This is a genomic window from Burkholderia sp. BCC1208, from assembly GCF_902833095.1.
GTDB lineage: Bacteria > Pseudomonadota > Gammaproteobacteria > Burkholderiales > Burkholderiaceae > Burkholderia.
Map to the genome: position 1 here is coordinate 419,443 of NZ_CADFDY010000002.1, position 15,045 is coordinate 434,487.

Consider the following 15,045-nt stretch of genomic DNA (forward strand, 5'->3'; position numbering starts at 1 on the left):
AGATTTTCGCAACAATGCCGCCACCGCCAGCCGGTTACGACCAGTTCGCGTGGAAGCTGCCCGGCTTGTCGGTGCGCTCGAACGTATGCGCCCCGAAGAAGTCGCGCTGCGCCTGCACGAGATTCGCCGGCAGCCGCTCGGAACGGTAGCTGTCGAAGTACGCGACCGCCGATGCGAACGCCGGGACCGGCACGCCGGCCTTCACCGCGGCCACCACGACGTCGCGCAGCGACGTCTGGTAGTTCGCGGCGATGTCCTTGAAGTACGGGTCGAGCAGCAGGTTCGCGAGCGCCGGATCCTTCGCATACGCGTCGGTGATCTTCTGCAGGAAGCGCGCGCGGATGATGCAGCCCGCGCGGAAGATCTTCGCGATCGTCCCGAGATCGAGGCTCCAGCCGTATTCTTCCGACGCCGTGCGCAGTTGCGCGAAGCCCTGCGCGTACGAGATCACCTTGCTCAGGTACAGCGCGCGGCGCACCGCTTCGACGAACGCGGCACGATCGCCGTCGAACGGCGCGGCGGCCGGGCCCGACAGGATCTTGCTGGCCGCGACGCGCTCGGTCTTCAGCGACGACAGCACGCGCGCGAACACCGACTCGGTGATGAGCGGCAGCGGCACGCCGAGATCCAGCGCATTCTGGCTGGTCCACTTGCCGGTGCCCTTCTGCGCGGCGCGATCGAGGATCACGTCGACGAGATGCTTGCCGGTCTCTTCGTCCTTCTTGCCGAAGATCTTCGACGTGATCTCGATCAGGTAGCTGTCGAGCTCGCCCTGGTTCCATTCGGTGTACACCGCGCCGAGTTCGTCGTTGGTCAGGCCCGCGACGTCCTTCAGCACCGAGTAGCTTTCGGCGATCAGCTGCATGTCGCCGTATTCGATGCCGTTGTGGACCATCTTCACGTAGTGGCCCGCGCCGTCCGGCCCCATGTACGCGACGCACGGCTCGCCGTCGGACGGCGCCTTCGCGGCGATCTGCTTGAGGATCGGCTCGACGAGGTCGTACGCGTCGCGCTGGCCGCCGGGCATGATCGACGGGCCGCGCAGCGCGCCCTCTTCGCCGCCCGACACGCCGGTGCCGATGAAGTGCAGGCCCGACTGCGCGAGTTCCTGGTTGCGGCGGATCGTGTCGGTGAAGTGCGTATTGCCGCCGTCGATCAGCACGTCGCCCTTCTCGAGCAGCGGCTTGAGCGATGCGATCGTCGCATCGGTCGCTTCCCCGGCCTTCACCATCATCAGGATTCGTCGCGGCGTTTCGAGCGACGCGACGAATTCTTCGAGCGTATAGGTCGGCACCAGATTGCGGCCGGGGAATTCGGCGATCAGTTCGTCGGTTTTCTCGCGGCTGCGGTTGAACACAGACACCGCGTAACCGCGGCTCTCGATATTGAGTGCGAGATTGCGGCCCATCACCGCGAGCCCGATCACACCGATTGCTTGTTTGCCCATTAGTCAATTCTCCGGAAAAAACGGGGCGCGACCCGAGCCGGGCCGCGCGCACAGGCGAAAGGATAGTGGAAACCCGGCGGCGTTGCGCGCTTGCGTGTCATTGCTCCGCGTGCGGCAGGCGCCGGAATACGACGCTCAGGTTGTTCGCCGGCATCTCGACGACCTCGATGCAGTCGAGCCCGCGATCGAGGCCGAGCGCGACCACGGTCTCGAGATCGCGCACGCCCCACGACGGGTCGCGGCTGCGCAACTGCCGGTCGAAGGCCTCGTTCGATGGCGCCGTATGCCGGCCTTCGCGACGGTAAGGACCGTACAGGAACAGCACGCCGCCCGGCCGCAGCACGCGCGACGCGCCCGCGAACAGCGCGTCGGTACAGGCCCACGGCGAGATATGAATCATGTTGATGCAGATGATCGCGTCGAGCGCCGCGACCGGCCATGGCGTGTCGCGCACGTCGAACGCGAGCGGCCCGGCAACGTTCGCGAGGCCCGCATGCGCGACCCACGCGGCGATCGAACGCCGCGCCTGCGCATCGGGATCGCTCGGCTGCCAGCGCAGGCCCGGCAACGCCTGCGCGAAGTGGACGACGTGCTGCCCGGTGCCGCTCGCGATTTCGAGCACGCTGCCGCTCGCCGGCAGCACGCGACGCAGCACGTCGAGGATCGGCCCGCGATTGCGTTCGGCCGCCGGCGCCGACAGCCGCGCGGACGGATCGGGGGAGGAAGCGGCGCCGGTCACGATGCATGCTCCTTCGTATCGCTGTAGCGCCCGAGCCCCAGCCGCGCCACGAGTGCGTCGAGCGCGGGGGCGCAGCGCGCCTCGACCTTCAGCGTCAGCATCGGGTCGGCGCGCGTATGGCCGAGATTGAGTGCGGCAACCGGCTTGTGCTGCGCCTGTGCCCACACGCAGAAGCGATAGCCGGAATACACCATCAGCGACGAGCCGACGACGAGCAACGCGTCGGCCGCCTCGAGCGCCTGCGACGCCAGCGCCACGCGCTCGCGCGGCACGTTCTCGCCGAAGAACACGACCGCCGGCTTCAGCAGGCCGCCGCACGCGGGGCACGCCGGGATGCGGAACGTATCGAGCGCGGCCCATTCGAGATGCGCGTCGCCGTCCGCGGCCGGCTCGGCCTGCGCGCCCAGCAACTCGGGATTGTCGGCTTCGAGCACGGCCTGGATCGCGGCCCGCGCGTGATGCGCGCCGCAGTCGAGGCAGGTCACGCCGTTGATGCCGCCGTGCAGCTCGATCACGTCGCCGCTGCCCGCGCGCTGATGCAGGCCGTCGACGTTCTGCGTGACGAGGCGCTCGATCCGGCCCGCGCCGCCGAGCCGCGCCAGCGCGACGTGCGACCCGTTCGGCCGCGCGCGGCCGACGACCGGCCAGCCGATCATGCTGCGCGCCCAGTAGCGGCGCCGCGCGGCATCGGAGCCGAGGAATTCCTGAAGCTGAATCGGCGGCGAGCGCATCCATTGGCCATTGCGGTCGCGGTAACCGGGAATGCCGGAATCGGTGCTGATGCCCGCGCCGGTCAGCACGAGCAGGCGAGGATGACGCTCGACGAACGTCTGCAGCGCATCGAGCTCGGCAGGACCAACGTCGGCGATGGGGGAATCGGGCAAGGCTTTATCGTTCATGTTGGCAACGTGATCGGTCGCGCCGGCAAGCCGTGCGCCCGCACGGGCGGCCAGGCACGCCAGCACATGATACAGAACGTCATGCGATCGGGCGCGCCGCCGCGGACGGCACGCCGGTGCACAAAAAGACGCCCGTCGCCGCTCGGCGACGGGCGCTTCAACAATTGATCCATCGGGGTAGTGGATCAACTGACAGCACAATATTGCGACGTCCGTCATGCCGCGATCGACGGACGCTCCCCGGACTCCGCGTGTTCCGGCGCTGCCGCGCCCATCGGCGCGTTACCGGCTTCCCGACCCGACCCGATCCTGGTCGCCGCGCCCGTCACGCCGGCGCAATGCGCGGCGTGCAAACGCATTCGCCGCGCGACGACGTGCGTTGCGCCAAGGCATGACGATTCCGGGATTCGGGCCGGGCCATCCGCCTGCGTTCGCGGTTCATCCCCGACGGCCGACCGGCACCGGTCGGACTTGTGCGTCACGCATGCACGCCGTCGTTCAGAACGGACCCGATTGCTCGGATGGAACGGAAAGCCACTCGCTCACGTCGCCGCAATCCACGGCGAGGCGACTACCCTGGGAGGTCGGCGATTCATGTTTGCAACACGATGCGTTGCGTTTCGGTCTTTTTTCATTCTCTTGTCCCCGTCTTCGATACGTCCGACCCACTGAAGCGATTGCCGAGCCGACTGCACCCGCGATCGCACTCACGGCCCATACAACCATGCAAGGAGCGCACCATGTCTCATGCCGCAAGGCCTCGCGGGGCCAGGCCAGACCGCGGGCAGGCATCGCGCCCCGTCAAAAAGCGCGAACGTTTCGAAACTGAAACGCACCGCCGGCATCGTCGCGTCGTTGCTGCAGGGTGCATGCCGGTCACGTTACAAGCGCCCCACATCCAGCGCTCGCCCGCCGTCGGACGCGAGCGGCCGGCCTCGCCGCTTCCCGCGACTCGCCACCGACCAGCCGGAACCGGCACTCGCCGCATGCCCGACACGAAGCAGCGGCTGGATATCGACTCCCGCCCGCCGGTCTACGGCACCGGTCGCGACAACCGCGCGGCGTCACGCCCGGGAATCGTGCTGCGGCGCGCCCCCACGGGTGCGGGTAGCGCGACGCTTGGCCGTCCCGCTCGGGCATCGCACAAACACGCTAGCATTCGGACACGAAGCGCCGCACGTTCCCGCTGCCTCGCGTCCAAGGATTCGCCATGACCCCACCCATTCCCGCCCGCCCCGACGTCGCGCAGCGTGTCTTCTCGGCCGGGCGGCTGTCGATCGGCCTCACGCTTCCGCTGCTTCGCAGCGGCCGCATCGTCGCGGACTTCAACGAACAGCTCGAACTCGCGGCGCTGGCCGATTCGCTCGGCTTTCGCGCACTGTGGATTCGCGACGTGCCGCTGAACAGCGCCGACTATCCCGACCCGGTCGGCCACCTCGACCCGTGGGTCCTGCTCGGCGCACTGGCGTCGCGCACCCGCGGGATCGCGCTCGCCAGCGGCGCGATCGTGCTGCCGCTGCGTCATCCGCTGCATATCGCGAAAGGCGCGCTGTCGGTCGCGACGCTGTCGGGCGGGCGCTTCATCCTCGGGCTCGGCTCCGGCGACCGGCCGCCCGAATACGCGGCGTTCGGCGTCGATGCGGAAACCCGGCGCGACCGCTATCGCGCGCACTGGGACGTCGTCGCGGCCGCGCTCGGCGTGCCGTCGCGCGTGCTGCCCGACCGGGCGCCGCCCGATGCGCCCGAATTCACGCTGCTGCCGCGCGACGGCGGCGCGGTGCCGATGCTTGCGGTCGGCTCGGGCGGACAGAGCGTCGACTGGATCGCACGGCATTCGATCGGCTGGATGACGTATCACCGCGATCCGGATACGCAGCGCGCCCGTTATTCGATGTGGCGCGCGGCGGTCGACCGGCTCGCGTCGCCGGAATTTCGCGCATTCGGCGTATCGATGCGGCTCGACCTTGCCGTGCATGCCGATACGCCCGCCACCGCGCTGCCGCTCGGTTATGCAACCGGGCGCCGCGCATTGGTCGACATCCTGCATGAGATGCGTGCGGCGGGGACGCACCATGTCACGCTGAACCTCGGATCGGACCGGCCCGTGCGCGACGTCATCGAAGAAATCGCCGAGCATGTCTTGCCGGTATTTCACGACGAGCAAGCGTGATTCATCAGGAATCCATATGGTGCGGTGCAAGGGTCGATCGCGGCCGGACGAACGCTCACGCAGCGGCGCATCGCCGACCGGCACCGGCGAACACGCGTTACAGATACCTTACGACGAGGCGAGCGGCACGTTCGCGGCGGTATCGGATGTCCGGCAGCCCGTATCCGGCACATGGGTGCGCGCATGCCGTGCCAAGGCCCGCGCCGCCTCGTTCATGCTCGATTCGAATAGTGGTCGACGGAACTATTCGGTGCCGATCGCGATCATGTTAACTTCCGTCCATCATTCAGCCTCGCGGGCCGCGTGACGAGACGCACCCGCATGCCTACCCCATGCGACATATCCTCCTCGGCTGGCTACTCGCCGCAGTCGTCTCGGCCGCCCACGCGGCCGCTCCTGCTCCGGCCGCCGCGTCGGCCGCCTCCGCCGCCGCGCCCGCACTGACGCCACAAGAAGCGCGGCAGGCCCTGAACGTGCTGGAAAACCCGCGCGAACGCGCGCAGGTCGAAACGACGCTGCGCGCCATCGCGGCCGTCGGCGCGTTGAGCGCGCCCGCCGTGCCAGCAAGCGCGGCGGCGGCGGCCAGCGGCGCATCGGCTGCCGCGGCGCCGGGCGCGCTCGCGTCGAACGGGCTCGCGTCGATGCTCGTTCGCCAGGGATCGCGCTGGGCTGCCCAGATCGGCAACGCGCTGCAGGAATCGCTGCGCTCGCTGCTCGATATCGGTTCGGTGGGACGCTGGTGGCACGACACGCTCGTGCGCGCCGACCAGCGTGCGGATCTGACTCACACGCTCGGGATCCTCCTCGCGGTGCTCCTGCCTGCACTCGTCGTCGAATGGCTCGCGAAGCGGCTGCTGCGACGCGCGCTGGCTACGGTGGCCGCGCGCCGCGCCGACACGTCGCGCGACATCGCGCCCGATTCCACCGCATCGGACGCGGACCACGCGCCGCCGCCCGATACTTCCACCCCGCCCGACACCGCAGCCGCGGAGACAGCGGACACCGCCCCCTCGTCGTCGCCGAGCCGAGGCCACGCACGCCGACACACCACGCTGCTGCATCGGATGCCGCGCGCGCTCGTCAGTCTCGCGCTGCGCGCGGTGCCGCTGCTCGTGTTCGTCGGCATCGCGAGCCTGACGATGTCGTTGCTCGTCGAAGCAGGCACGCCGATCGAAGCCGCGCTCGAAGCATTGATCGACACCTACGTGATTTGCCGGCTCGTCACGATCGTCAGCCGGCTGTTCTTCCAGCCCGAGGCGCGGCAGTTGCGACTGCTGCACATCAGCGATGCATGGGCCGAGTTCGCGCAACGCTCGATCGCGCGAATCGTGATCGTGGTCGGCGCGTGCACGGCGGCCGTCGAGGTCGCCGCGAACTTCGGCCTGACCGAAGCCGGCCATGTCGCGCTGCTGAAGGCCGTCGCGCTCGTCGGGCACGTGATGGTTTCGGTGCTGATCCTGCAGTGTCGCCGCCCGGTCGCGGCACGGATCCGTGCCGCCGGCGCGGATCGTCCGACCTTCATGGTCGTCGGCAACGCGCTCGCGGACGCGTGGGCGCCCGTCTCGGTCTTCATCGTGATGGCACTGTGGTTCGTGTGGGCGCTCGACGTCCACAACGGCTACCGCGTGCTGATCACGCTCGGCGGCCGCTCGATCGCCGTGATGATCGCGATGCGGATGGTGTCGATCGTCGTGTTCGGCGCGCTCGCGCGGCTGTTCCACCGCCGCGAGGACGACCGCACGCTCGTTCATCTGCACGCGTACCGCTACTACCCGCTGTTGCGCCGGATCGTGTCGGGCGCGATCGGCATCGTGACCGTCTTGCTGCTGTTGCAGATCTGGGGCGTGCCGGTCTTCCGCGCATTCGAGACGGGCACGATCGGCCACCGGCTCGCGTCCGCGCTGGTGACGATCGCGATCGCGGCGATCGTCGCGCTCGTCGTGTGGGAAGCGGCCAACATCGCGATCGAGCGTCGCCTGCAAGGCTGGACGCGCGAAGGCAACCTGGTGCGGGCCGCGCGGCTGCGCACGCTGCTGCCGATGCTGCGCTCGCTGCTGTTCGTGATGATCGCGCTCGTCGTCGTGCTGACGGGCCTCAGCGAACTCGGCGTGAACGTCGGCCCGCTGCTGGCGGGCGCCAGCATCTTCGGCGTCGCGCTCGGTTTCGGCTCGCAGAAGCTCGTGCAGGACTTCATCACCGGGATTTTCCTGCTGATGGAAAACGCGATGCAGGTCGGCGACTGGGTCACGCTCGCCGGCGTGTCGGGAACGGTCGAATACCTGTCGATCCGCACCGTGCGGCTGCGCGCGGGCGACGGGTCGCTGTACACGATCCCGTTCAGCTCGGTGACGACCGTCAACAACACGAATCGCGGGCTCGGCAACGCGGCGGTCAAGGTCAGCATCGCGTACGGCGAGGACATCGACCGCGCGATCGCGACGCTGAAGGAAATCGGCGCCGCGTTGCGCGACGATCCGAAGTACCACGACGGCATTCTGTCGGACTTCAGCTACTGGGGCATCGACCAGGTCGACGGCGCGGCGCTCGCGCTGTCCGGACAGATGCAGTGCACGGACTCGGCGCGCTGGAGCGTGCAGCGCGAATTCAACCGGCGGATCGCGCAGACGTTCCGCGAACGCGGAATCCGGATCGCCAATCCGCAGCGCAGCCTCGTGGCCTATGCGGACGGATCGCAGCCTGTCGGCGACGATGAAAACGACCGGCGCCCCGACACGCGGAACGCCGCCGATACGGCAGCCCGGCCGCCGTCGCCCGACGGAGCGCAGCGCAAGCCGGGTTGATCGGCGGCGGCAAGCGATTCGCCGCGCTCAACGCGCGGCAGGCTTCTTCACGCGCGCCGTGCTTTTCGCCGCGGGAGGCACGGCCCCCGGCTTCGCCACGCGTTTCGCCGCCGCACCCTGCCCGCGCTTCGGGGCGGATTCCGCATCGGCGGCACTCGCATCGCGCTGCGCATGCCATTGCTCGAGCAGCACGCGCGTCTGATCGGCGATCGTTTCGGTCACCAGGGCCGCGCGCTCGCCGTCGAACGCCTCCCATTCGAGCAACTGCAGCGCCGAACGCTGCGCGATGTGGAACACCGTGATCTGCCCGAACAGGCTCAGCGCGCGCAACCGCGTGACGGGATCGTCGACCGGCCGCCCCGTGATGCGGCCGATCAGCTCGGCGCTCACGTCGTTCAGCGGCTTGCGCATGCGCTTCATCAGGATTTCGCTCGCGCTCGCCGGTTCCTGGCCGCCCTGCTCGCGCGCGAAGAACATGCGCTGGTTCATCGTCTTCGGCGCGGTGAACATCCGGTCCGACAACGCACGCAGCAGCCCGACGAACGCATCGATGAGCTCGTCGACGCTCGCATGGCCGTCGAGCATCGCCCGCGCATGGCCGACCGCCGGCGCGAACACCTGCCAGCCGCTCTCGGCGATCGTCTCGACGCACGCGCGGTACACGCCTTCCTTGTTCTCGAAGTAGTACTGGAGCGCCGGCGCGTTCACGCCCGCCATCGCGGCGATCTCGCGCGTCGACGCGCCCGCGAACCCGCGTTCGCCGAACAATTCGATCGCCGCCTCGATGATCCGCTGGCGCGTTTCGTCGCCGCGCGCGTAGCCGCCCGCCGACGTGCGGCGCAGCTTCTTCGCTTCGTTCATGCCTTCCTCGTCATTCGATCGATCGACATTCTACTTGACACAATTTTATCAACTGGAATAATTCTTCCACTTGGAATAAATTGGATCCCGCATGTCGACGCCACAAGACCCGCCACAGAAAGCAGATCGTCAGGAAAACGGAACAACGCCGCGCAACGGCAACGGCGGAACGAAGCGGCGCATCCTGCTCGTGGTCGCCGTGCTCGCGGCCGTCGGCGGCGCGGTCTGGCTCGGCCGCTGGTGGACGGTCGGCCGCTTCATCGAAAGCACCAACGATGCGTACCTGCAGGCCGACAGCATGACTGCCGCGCCGAAGGTCGCCGGCTACGTGACCGACGTCTACGTGCGCGACAACCAGCCCGTCAAGGCCGGCGACCCGCTCGTGCGGCTCGACGTCCGCCAGTACCAGGTGGCGCTCGCGCAAGCGCTGGCAACCGTCGACGCCCGCCGCGCCGATATCGCACGCGCCGAAGCCGACATCAGCCAGCAGCACGCGAACCTCGAACAGGCCGACGCACAGGCGAAGGTGTCGAGGATCAACGCGCAGCACGCGAGCGACGAGTACACGCGCTATGCGCCGCTCGCGGCGACCGGCGCCGAAACGCACGAACGCGTGGCCGACCTGAAAAGCACGCGCGACCAGGCGCTCGCGACACTCGCCGCGAACACCGCGTCGATCGCCGCCGCCCGCACGCAGATCGCGTCGTTCACCGCGCAGCTCCAGCAGGCACGCGCGCAGCTCGAGGCCGCGCAGGCCAGCGCCGCACAGGCGCAACTCGACCTCGACAACACGATCGTGCGCAGCACGCTCGCGGGCCGCGTCGGCGATCGCACGGTGCGCGTCGGGCAATACGTGCAGCCCGGCACGCGGCTGCTGACCGTCGTGCCGGTCGACTCGATCTATCTCGTCGCGAACTTCAAGGAAACGCAGATCGGCAACATGCGTATCGGCCAGCCCGTCGAGCTGCATGTCGACGCGCTGCCGGACGGCTCGCTGTCCGGCGTCGTCGACAGCTTCGCGCCCGGCACCGGCGCGCAGTTCGCGCTGCTGCCGCCCGAAAACGCGACCGGCAACTTCACGAAGATCGTCCAGCGCGTGCCCGTGCGCATCCGTCTCGCCGCGAATGCCCGCGCGCAACGCATGCTGCTGCCGGGGCTGTCGGTGACGGTCGACGTCGATACGCGTTCGGCCCGCGACGAGCAGCGTCATGGCTGATACGCCCACCACGATACCCACGCCGCCGCACGAAGGTCGCGCGAGCGTGACCGACTGGATCGCGGTCGCGGCCGGCGCGCTCGGCGCACTGATGGCGACGCTCGACATCTCGATCACGAATTCCGCGCTGCCGCAGATCCAGGGCGAAATCGGCGCGACCGGCACCGAAGGCACGTGGATCTCGACCGGCTACCTGATGTCGGAAATCGTGATGATCCCGCTCGCCGCATGGCTCACGCGCGTGTTCGGGCTGCGCAATTTCCTGCTGACGAACTCCGCGCTGTTCATCGCCTTCTCGATGATGTGCGGCTGGTCGCATTCGCTGCCGATGATGATCGCCGGCCGGATCGGCCAGGGCTTCACCGGCGGCGCGCTGATCCCGACCGCGCAGACGATCATCCGCACGCGCCTGCCGCTGTCGCAGTTGCCGGTCGGGATGACGCTGTTCGGCCTGATCGTGCTGCTCGGGCCGCTGTTCGGCCCGGTGCTCGGCGGCTGGCTCGCGGAAAACGTGAACTGGAGCTGGTGCTTCTTCCTGAACCTGCCCGTCTGCCTGCTGCTGATGGCGCTGCTGGTGTTCGGCCTGCCGTCGGACCGCCCGCAATGGAGTGCGTTCTTCAACGCGGACTGGCTCGGCATCCTCGGCCTCGCGATCGGCCTGAGCTCGCTGACCGTCGTGCTCGAGGAAGGCCAGCGAGAACGCTGGTTCGAATCGCAGATGATCGTCACGCTGAGCATCGTGTCGTTCGCCGGGATGATCCTGATCGCGCTGTCGCAGCGCTTCGCGAAACGGCCGATCATGCGGCTGTCGCTGATGCGCAACCCGCGCTACGCGAGCGTGATCGTGATCGTGTCCGCGGTCGGCGCCGGGCTGTATGGCGTGTCCTACCTGCTGCCGCAGTTCCTCGCGATCGTCGCCGGCTACAACGCGGAACAGGCCGGCGCGATCATGCTGCTGTCGGGGCTGCCGGCCTTTCTCGTGATGCCGATCCTGCCGCGCCTGCTCGGCAAGGTCGATTTCCGCATTCTCGTGATCACGGGACTGCTGCTGTTCTGCCTGAGCTGCATGCTCGACATCAGCCTGACCGCGCAGAGCGTCGGCCACGATTTCGTGTGGTCGCAGCTGATCCGCGGCCTCGCGCAGATGCTCGCGATGATGCCGCTCAACCAGGCGTCGATGGCGGCCGTCGCGCGCGAAGACTCGGGCGATGCGGCCGGGCTCTACAACATGGCGCGCAACCTCGGCGGCTCGATCGGGCTCGCGATCATCGGCACCGTGATCGACCGGCGCACGACCTTCCATACGGCCGCGCTGCGCGAATCGGTCACCGCGAACGCGTCGATCGGACAGGATCGACTGTCGGCCTATGCGGCCAACTGGTTCGCGCACACCGGCGATCTCGCGTATTCGAACATGCGCGCGCTCGGCCAGCTGGCGCAGCAGATCCAGATCCAGGCCGTCGTGATGACCTATTCCGAAACCTTCTATCTGCTGGGCCTGGCGCTACTCGCCTGCGTGCCGCTCGCACTGCTGCTGAGAACGCCGCGCGGGCCGCAACCGATGTCGTCCGGCCATTGACCCGTCATACGCGATGAAACCCTTCTCCCTGCCCCGCCGCCCCGCGCTCACCCTGTGCGCGACCGCATGCCTGCTCGTCGGCTGCACGGTCGGCCCCGACTACCGCGGCGCGCCCGCCGCGCCCGATGCACCGACCTTCGTGCGGGCGCCGGCCACCGGCGTCGACACCGCCGCGCCCGCGCCGAGCGCATGGTGGCATGCGCTGAACGATCGCCAGCTCGACGAGCTGATCGTCGCCGCGCTCGTGTACAACCCGGATCTGCACGCCGCGCAGGCACGCTTGCGCGCGGCACGCGCGCAACTCTCGCAACAGCGCGCGGCGCAGATGCCGAAATCGTCTGCCACCGTCGCGGCCATCCGCATGCGCGAACCGGACGTCGGCGCGCTCGGTTCGCTGCTGCCGTCGAACGGCGCGGGCCAGCCGGGCGGCGCGTCGCCGTCGCTCGGCGGCTCGGGGCCGCTGCAACTCTATTCGGCGGGCTTCGACGCGACCTGGGAAATCGACCTGTTCGGCGGCACGCGGCGCGCGGTCGAAGCCGCTTCCGCGCAGGCCGAAGCCGTCGATGCCGATCTCGCCGACACGCAGGTGTCGATCGCGGCCGAAGTCGCGAATGCGTACGTCGACCTGCGCGACCAGCAGCAGCGACTCGCGTTGTCGCGGCGCACCGCGCAATTACAGCAGCAGATGCTCGAACTCACGCAGCAGCGCCGCGCGCGCGGCGTCGCGGCCGATGCGGACATCGAGCGGCTGACGACGCAGGTCGAGAACACGCGCGCGTCGCTGATCCCACTCGATGCCCAGGTAACCGAATCGCTCGACCGGCTCGCGATCCTGACGGGCCGCGCGCCGGGCGCGCTCGACGCCGCGCTGTCGGCCCCGGACGCGATATTGCCGACGCTGCCCGGCAGCGTCGCGATCGGCGATCCGGCCACGCTGCTGAAACGGCGCCCCGACATCCGCGCGGCCGAACGCCGGCTCGCGTCGAGCCATGCGCAGATCGGCGAGCATATCGCCGACTATTTCCCGAAGGTGACGTTGCTCGGCGATCTCGGCTTCAGCGCGACCGACCCCGGCCACCTGTTCCGCAAGCAGAATTTCACGTGGATCGGTGCGCCGTACCTGCAATGGAACATTCTCGACTTCGGACGCACGCGCGGCGCGGTACGCGCGGCCGAAGCGTCGCGCGACGAAGCGGAAGCGAATTATCAGAAGGCCGTGCTCGGTGCATTGCAGGATGCCAATACCGCGCTGCAGCGTTACGGGCATCAGCGCGAGCATGTCGTCGCATTGACGAAGGTGCAGACGTCCACCGTGCATTCGCGCGCGCTGATGGACCAGCGCTATCGCGCGGGCGTCGCGTCGATGATCGACCTGCTCGATACGCAACGCGAGGCGCTGTCCGCGCAGCAGAACGTGATCGCCGGGCAAGCCGAACTGATCAAGGACTACGTGTCCGTGCAGAAGAGCCTCGGGCTCGGATGGCAGGCAAGCGCCGGTTGACGGCGCCGAAGCAAATCATGCACGACCGATGCATCATGCGCGCCGCGCCGACTCATTGCGCGCGCAACGATACCGCTTCGTTTCTTGCGCAACGAACGGGCGCGCGCCACATCGATGCCACGGCTATCGAAAACATATCGAATATCAATTAGCCAATCGTCTGACGATCTCTTCTAATTCAGTCGGCTTCCCCACCACCGATCGGATTCAAGGAGTTCCATCGTCATGTCCTCAACTTCCCATCGCGTGCTGCGGCACGCAGTCGCCGCGATCTGCGTGGCCCTCTCCGCTTCCCCGTACGCCGCCGAACTCACGCGCGACACCGGCGCGCCCGTGGGCGACAACCAGAATTCGCAGACGGCCGGCCCGGCCGGCCCGGTGCTGCTGCAGGACTCCGCGCTCATCGAGAAACTGCAGCGCTTCGATCGCGAGCGCATTCCGGAACGCGTCGTGCACGCACGGGGCACCGGCGCATTCGGCGAGTTCGTGCCGAGCGCCGACATCTCCGACCTGACGAAAGCGAAAGTCTTCACGCCGGGCACCCGCACGCCGGTGTTCGTGCGCTTCTCCACCGTGATGGGCTATCGCGGCTCGCCCGAGCAGGCGCGCGACCCGCGCGGCTTCGCGGTGAAGTTCTATACGCAGCAGGGCAACTGGGACATGGTCGGCATCAACTGGCCGGTGTTCTTCATTCGCGACGGCATCAAGTTCCCCGACTTCGTGCACGCGAACAAACCGAGCGCGGTGACCGGCGTGCAGGATCCGAACCTCGCGTTCGACTTCTTCGCGCACACGCCTGAAGCGACCCACATGCTGACGATGCTGTATACGAACGCGGGCATGCCCGATTCGTATCGCCGCATGGACGGCTTCGCGGTGCATGCGTTCAAGTTCGTCAATGCGCAGGGCGACGTGCACTACGTGAAGTTCCACTGGAAAAGCCAGCAAGGCGTACACGGCCTGCGCCCGCAAGAGATCGCCGCATCGATCGGCCGCGACTGGAACATGATGACGAACGACCTGTACGGCGCGCTGAAACAGGGCGATTTCCCGAAGTGGGACCTGTACGTGCAGGTGCTCACACCGAAGGACCTGAGCCGCTTCGACTTCGACGCGCTCGACGATACGAAGGTCTGGACCGGCGTGCCTGAACGCAAGATCGGCACGATGACGCTCAACCGCGTGCCCGACAACTACTTCCAGTCGACCGAGGAATCGGCCTTCGCACCGTCGCGGCTCGTGCCGGGCATCGAACCGTCCGAAGACCGGATGCTGCAGGATCGCCTGTTCGCGTACGCCGACACGCAGATGTACCGGCTCGGCGCGAACTACATGGATCTGCCGATCAACCGCCCGGCCGTGCCGGTCGTCAACAACAACCAGGACGGCAAGATGAATGCCGGCGACCGCAAGGGCGAGGTGAATTACGAACCGTCGACGCTGAACGAACTCGCGCAGGATCCGCAGTACAAGTCGGTCCGCATGGCGCTCGGCGGCACGACGCAACAGGAAGCGATCCGCAAGAAACTGCCGTTCCGTCAGGCGGGCGAGTACTACCGTAGCCTGTCGCAGCAGGACAAGGACGATCTCGTCACCGCACTGTCCGGCGATCTCGGCCAGGTGAAGAACGCGCGCAACCAGTACGCGATGCTGTCGTACTTCTACAAGGCCGACGCCGATTACGGTACGCGTCTCGCGCAGGCCGTTCACGCGAACGTCCAGCAAGTGCAGTCGCTCGCGGCGAAGCTGAGCGACGACTGATCCCGCGGCGCCGGTCGCCGCCGACGTGTGCGAGCGCGCCGCGCACGTCGGCCGCCCCCCTTCATCAGGAC

At 68.1% G+C, this 15,045-nt stretch carries 10 protein-coding genes; 6 read left to right on the forward strand and 4 right to left on the reverse strand.

Annotation, left to right across the window (positions count from 1 at the left end):
- Window positions 1-34: 34 nt before the first annotated feature.
- The 3 genes from gndA to HWX09_RS06735 form a co-directional block, all read right to left on the reverse strand.
- Window positions 35-1,447 (reverse strand): NADP-dependent phosphogluconate dehydrogenase, encoded by a 1,413-nt coding sequence (gene gndA / locus HWX09_RS06725; protein WP_027782577.1) that lies wholly within the window; start codon window positions 1,445-1,447, stop codon window positions 35-37.
- Window positions 1,448-1,544: 97 nt separating this feature from the next.
- Window positions 1,545-2,186 (reverse strand): DUF938 domain-containing protein, encoded by a 642-nt coding sequence (locus tag HWX09_RS06730; protein WP_027782576.1) that lies wholly within the window; start codon window positions 2,184-2,186, stop codon window positions 1,545-1,547.
- Window positions 2,183-3,085: an NAD-dependent protein deacetylase gene (locus HWX09_RS06735; protein WP_034185363.1), complete on the reverse strand. Its 903-nt coding sequence runs from the start codon at window positions 3,083-3,085 to the stop codon at window positions 2,183-2,185. Before HWX09_RS06735 ends, HWX09_RS06730 begins: the two co-directional genes overlap by 4 nt.
- A gap of 1,210 nt (window positions 3,086-4,295) precedes the next feature.
- Here HWX09_RS06735 and HWX09_RS06740 point away from each other — a divergent pair.
- A complete protein-coding gene (locus HWX09_RS06740) occupies window positions 4,296-5,255 on the forward strand; it encodes an LLM class oxidoreductase (protein ID WP_027782574.1) in 960 nt (319 codons plus the stop codon).
- Between the two features lie 332 nt (window positions 5,256-5,587).
- On the forward strand, window positions 5,588-8,056 hold the full coding sequence (locus HWX09_RS06745; protein WP_027782573.1) for a mechanosensitive ion channel domain-containing protein: 2,469 nt from the start codon (window positions 5,588-5,590) through the stop codon (window positions 8,054-8,056).
- 27 nt (window positions 8,057-8,083) lie between these two features.
- On the opposite strand, the gene HWX09_RS06750 is transcribed toward HWX09_RS06745, so the two are convergent.
- Window positions 8,084-8,917, reverse strand: coding sequence for a CerR family C-terminal domain-containing protein (locus HWX09_RS06750; RefSeq protein ID WP_027782572.1), 834 nt, complete (start codon window positions 8,915-8,917; stop codon window positions 8,084-8,086).
- A gap of 91 nt (window positions 8,918-9,008) precedes the next feature.
- Here HWX09_RS06750 and HWX09_RS06755 point away from each other — a divergent pair, with 91 nt between their 5' ends.
- From HWX09_RS06755 to HWX09_RS06770, 4 genes are all read left to right on the forward strand, one after another.
- Complete coding sequence (locus HWX09_RS06755) at window positions 9,009-10,133, forward strand: HlyD family secretion protein (protein ID WP_027782571.1); 1,125 nt, start codon at window positions 9,009-9,011, stop codon at window positions 10,131-10,133.
- Complete coding sequence (locus HWX09_RS06760; protein ID WP_027782570.1) at window positions 10,126-11,712, forward strand: MDR family MFS transporter; 1,587 nt, start codon at window positions 10,126-10,128, stop codon at window positions 11,710-11,712. The genes HWX09_RS06755 and HWX09_RS06760 overlap by 8 nt, the downstream gene beginning before the upstream one ends.
- Before the next feature lie 13 nt (window positions 11,713-11,725).
- Entirely contained in the window at window positions 11,726-13,213 is a 1,488-nt protein-coding gene (locus HWX09_RS06765) for an efflux transporter outer membrane subunit (protein ID WP_027782569.1), read from the forward strand.
- Between the two features lie 225 nt (window positions 13,214-13,438).
- Window positions 13,439-14,974, forward strand: a complete 1,536-nt coding sequence (locus HWX09_RS06770) for a catalase (protein ID WP_027782568.1) — start codon at window positions 13,439-13,441, stop codon at window positions 14,972-14,974.
- Window positions 14,975-15,045: the final 71 nt, after the last annotated feature.

Bases quoted from the DNA above. Each gene is read 5' to 3' on its own strand.
- gndA (WP_027782577.1), bottom strand. From the start codon at position 1,447: ATGGGCAAACAAGCAATCGGTGTGATCGGGCTCGCGGTGATGGGCCGC.
- HWX09_RS06735 (WP_034185363.1), bottom strand. From the start codon at position 3,085: ATGAACGATAAAGCCTTGCCCGATTCCCCCATCGCCGACGTTGGTCCT.
- HWX09_RS06740 (WP_027782574.1), top strand. From the start codon at position 4,296: ATGACCCCACCCATTCCCGCCCGCCCCGACGTCGCGCAGCGTGTCTTC.
- HWX09_RS06745 (WP_027782573.1), top strand. From the start codon at position 5,588: ATGCGACATATCCTCCTCGGCTGGCTACTCGCCGCAGTCGTCTCGGCC.
- HWX09_RS06750 (WP_027782572.1), bottom strand. From the start codon at position 8,917: ATGAACGAAGCGAAGAAGCTGCGCCGCACGTCGGCGGGCGGCTACGCG.
- HWX09_RS06755 (WP_027782571.1), top strand. From the start codon at position 9,009: ATGTCGACGCCACAAGACCCGCCACAGAAAGCAGATCGTCAGGAAAAC.
- HWX09_RS06760 (WP_027782570.1), top strand. From the start codon at position 10,126: ATGGCTGATACGCCCACCACGATACCCACGCCGCCGCACGAAGGTCGC.
- HWX09_RS06765 (WP_027782569.1), top strand. From the start codon at position 11,726: ATGAAACCCTTCTCCCTGCCCCGCCGCCCCGCGCTCACCCTGTGCGCG.
- HWX09_RS06770 (WP_027782568.1), top strand. From the start codon at position 13,439: ATGTCCTCAACTTCCCATCGCGTGCTGCGGCACGCAGTCGCCGCGATC.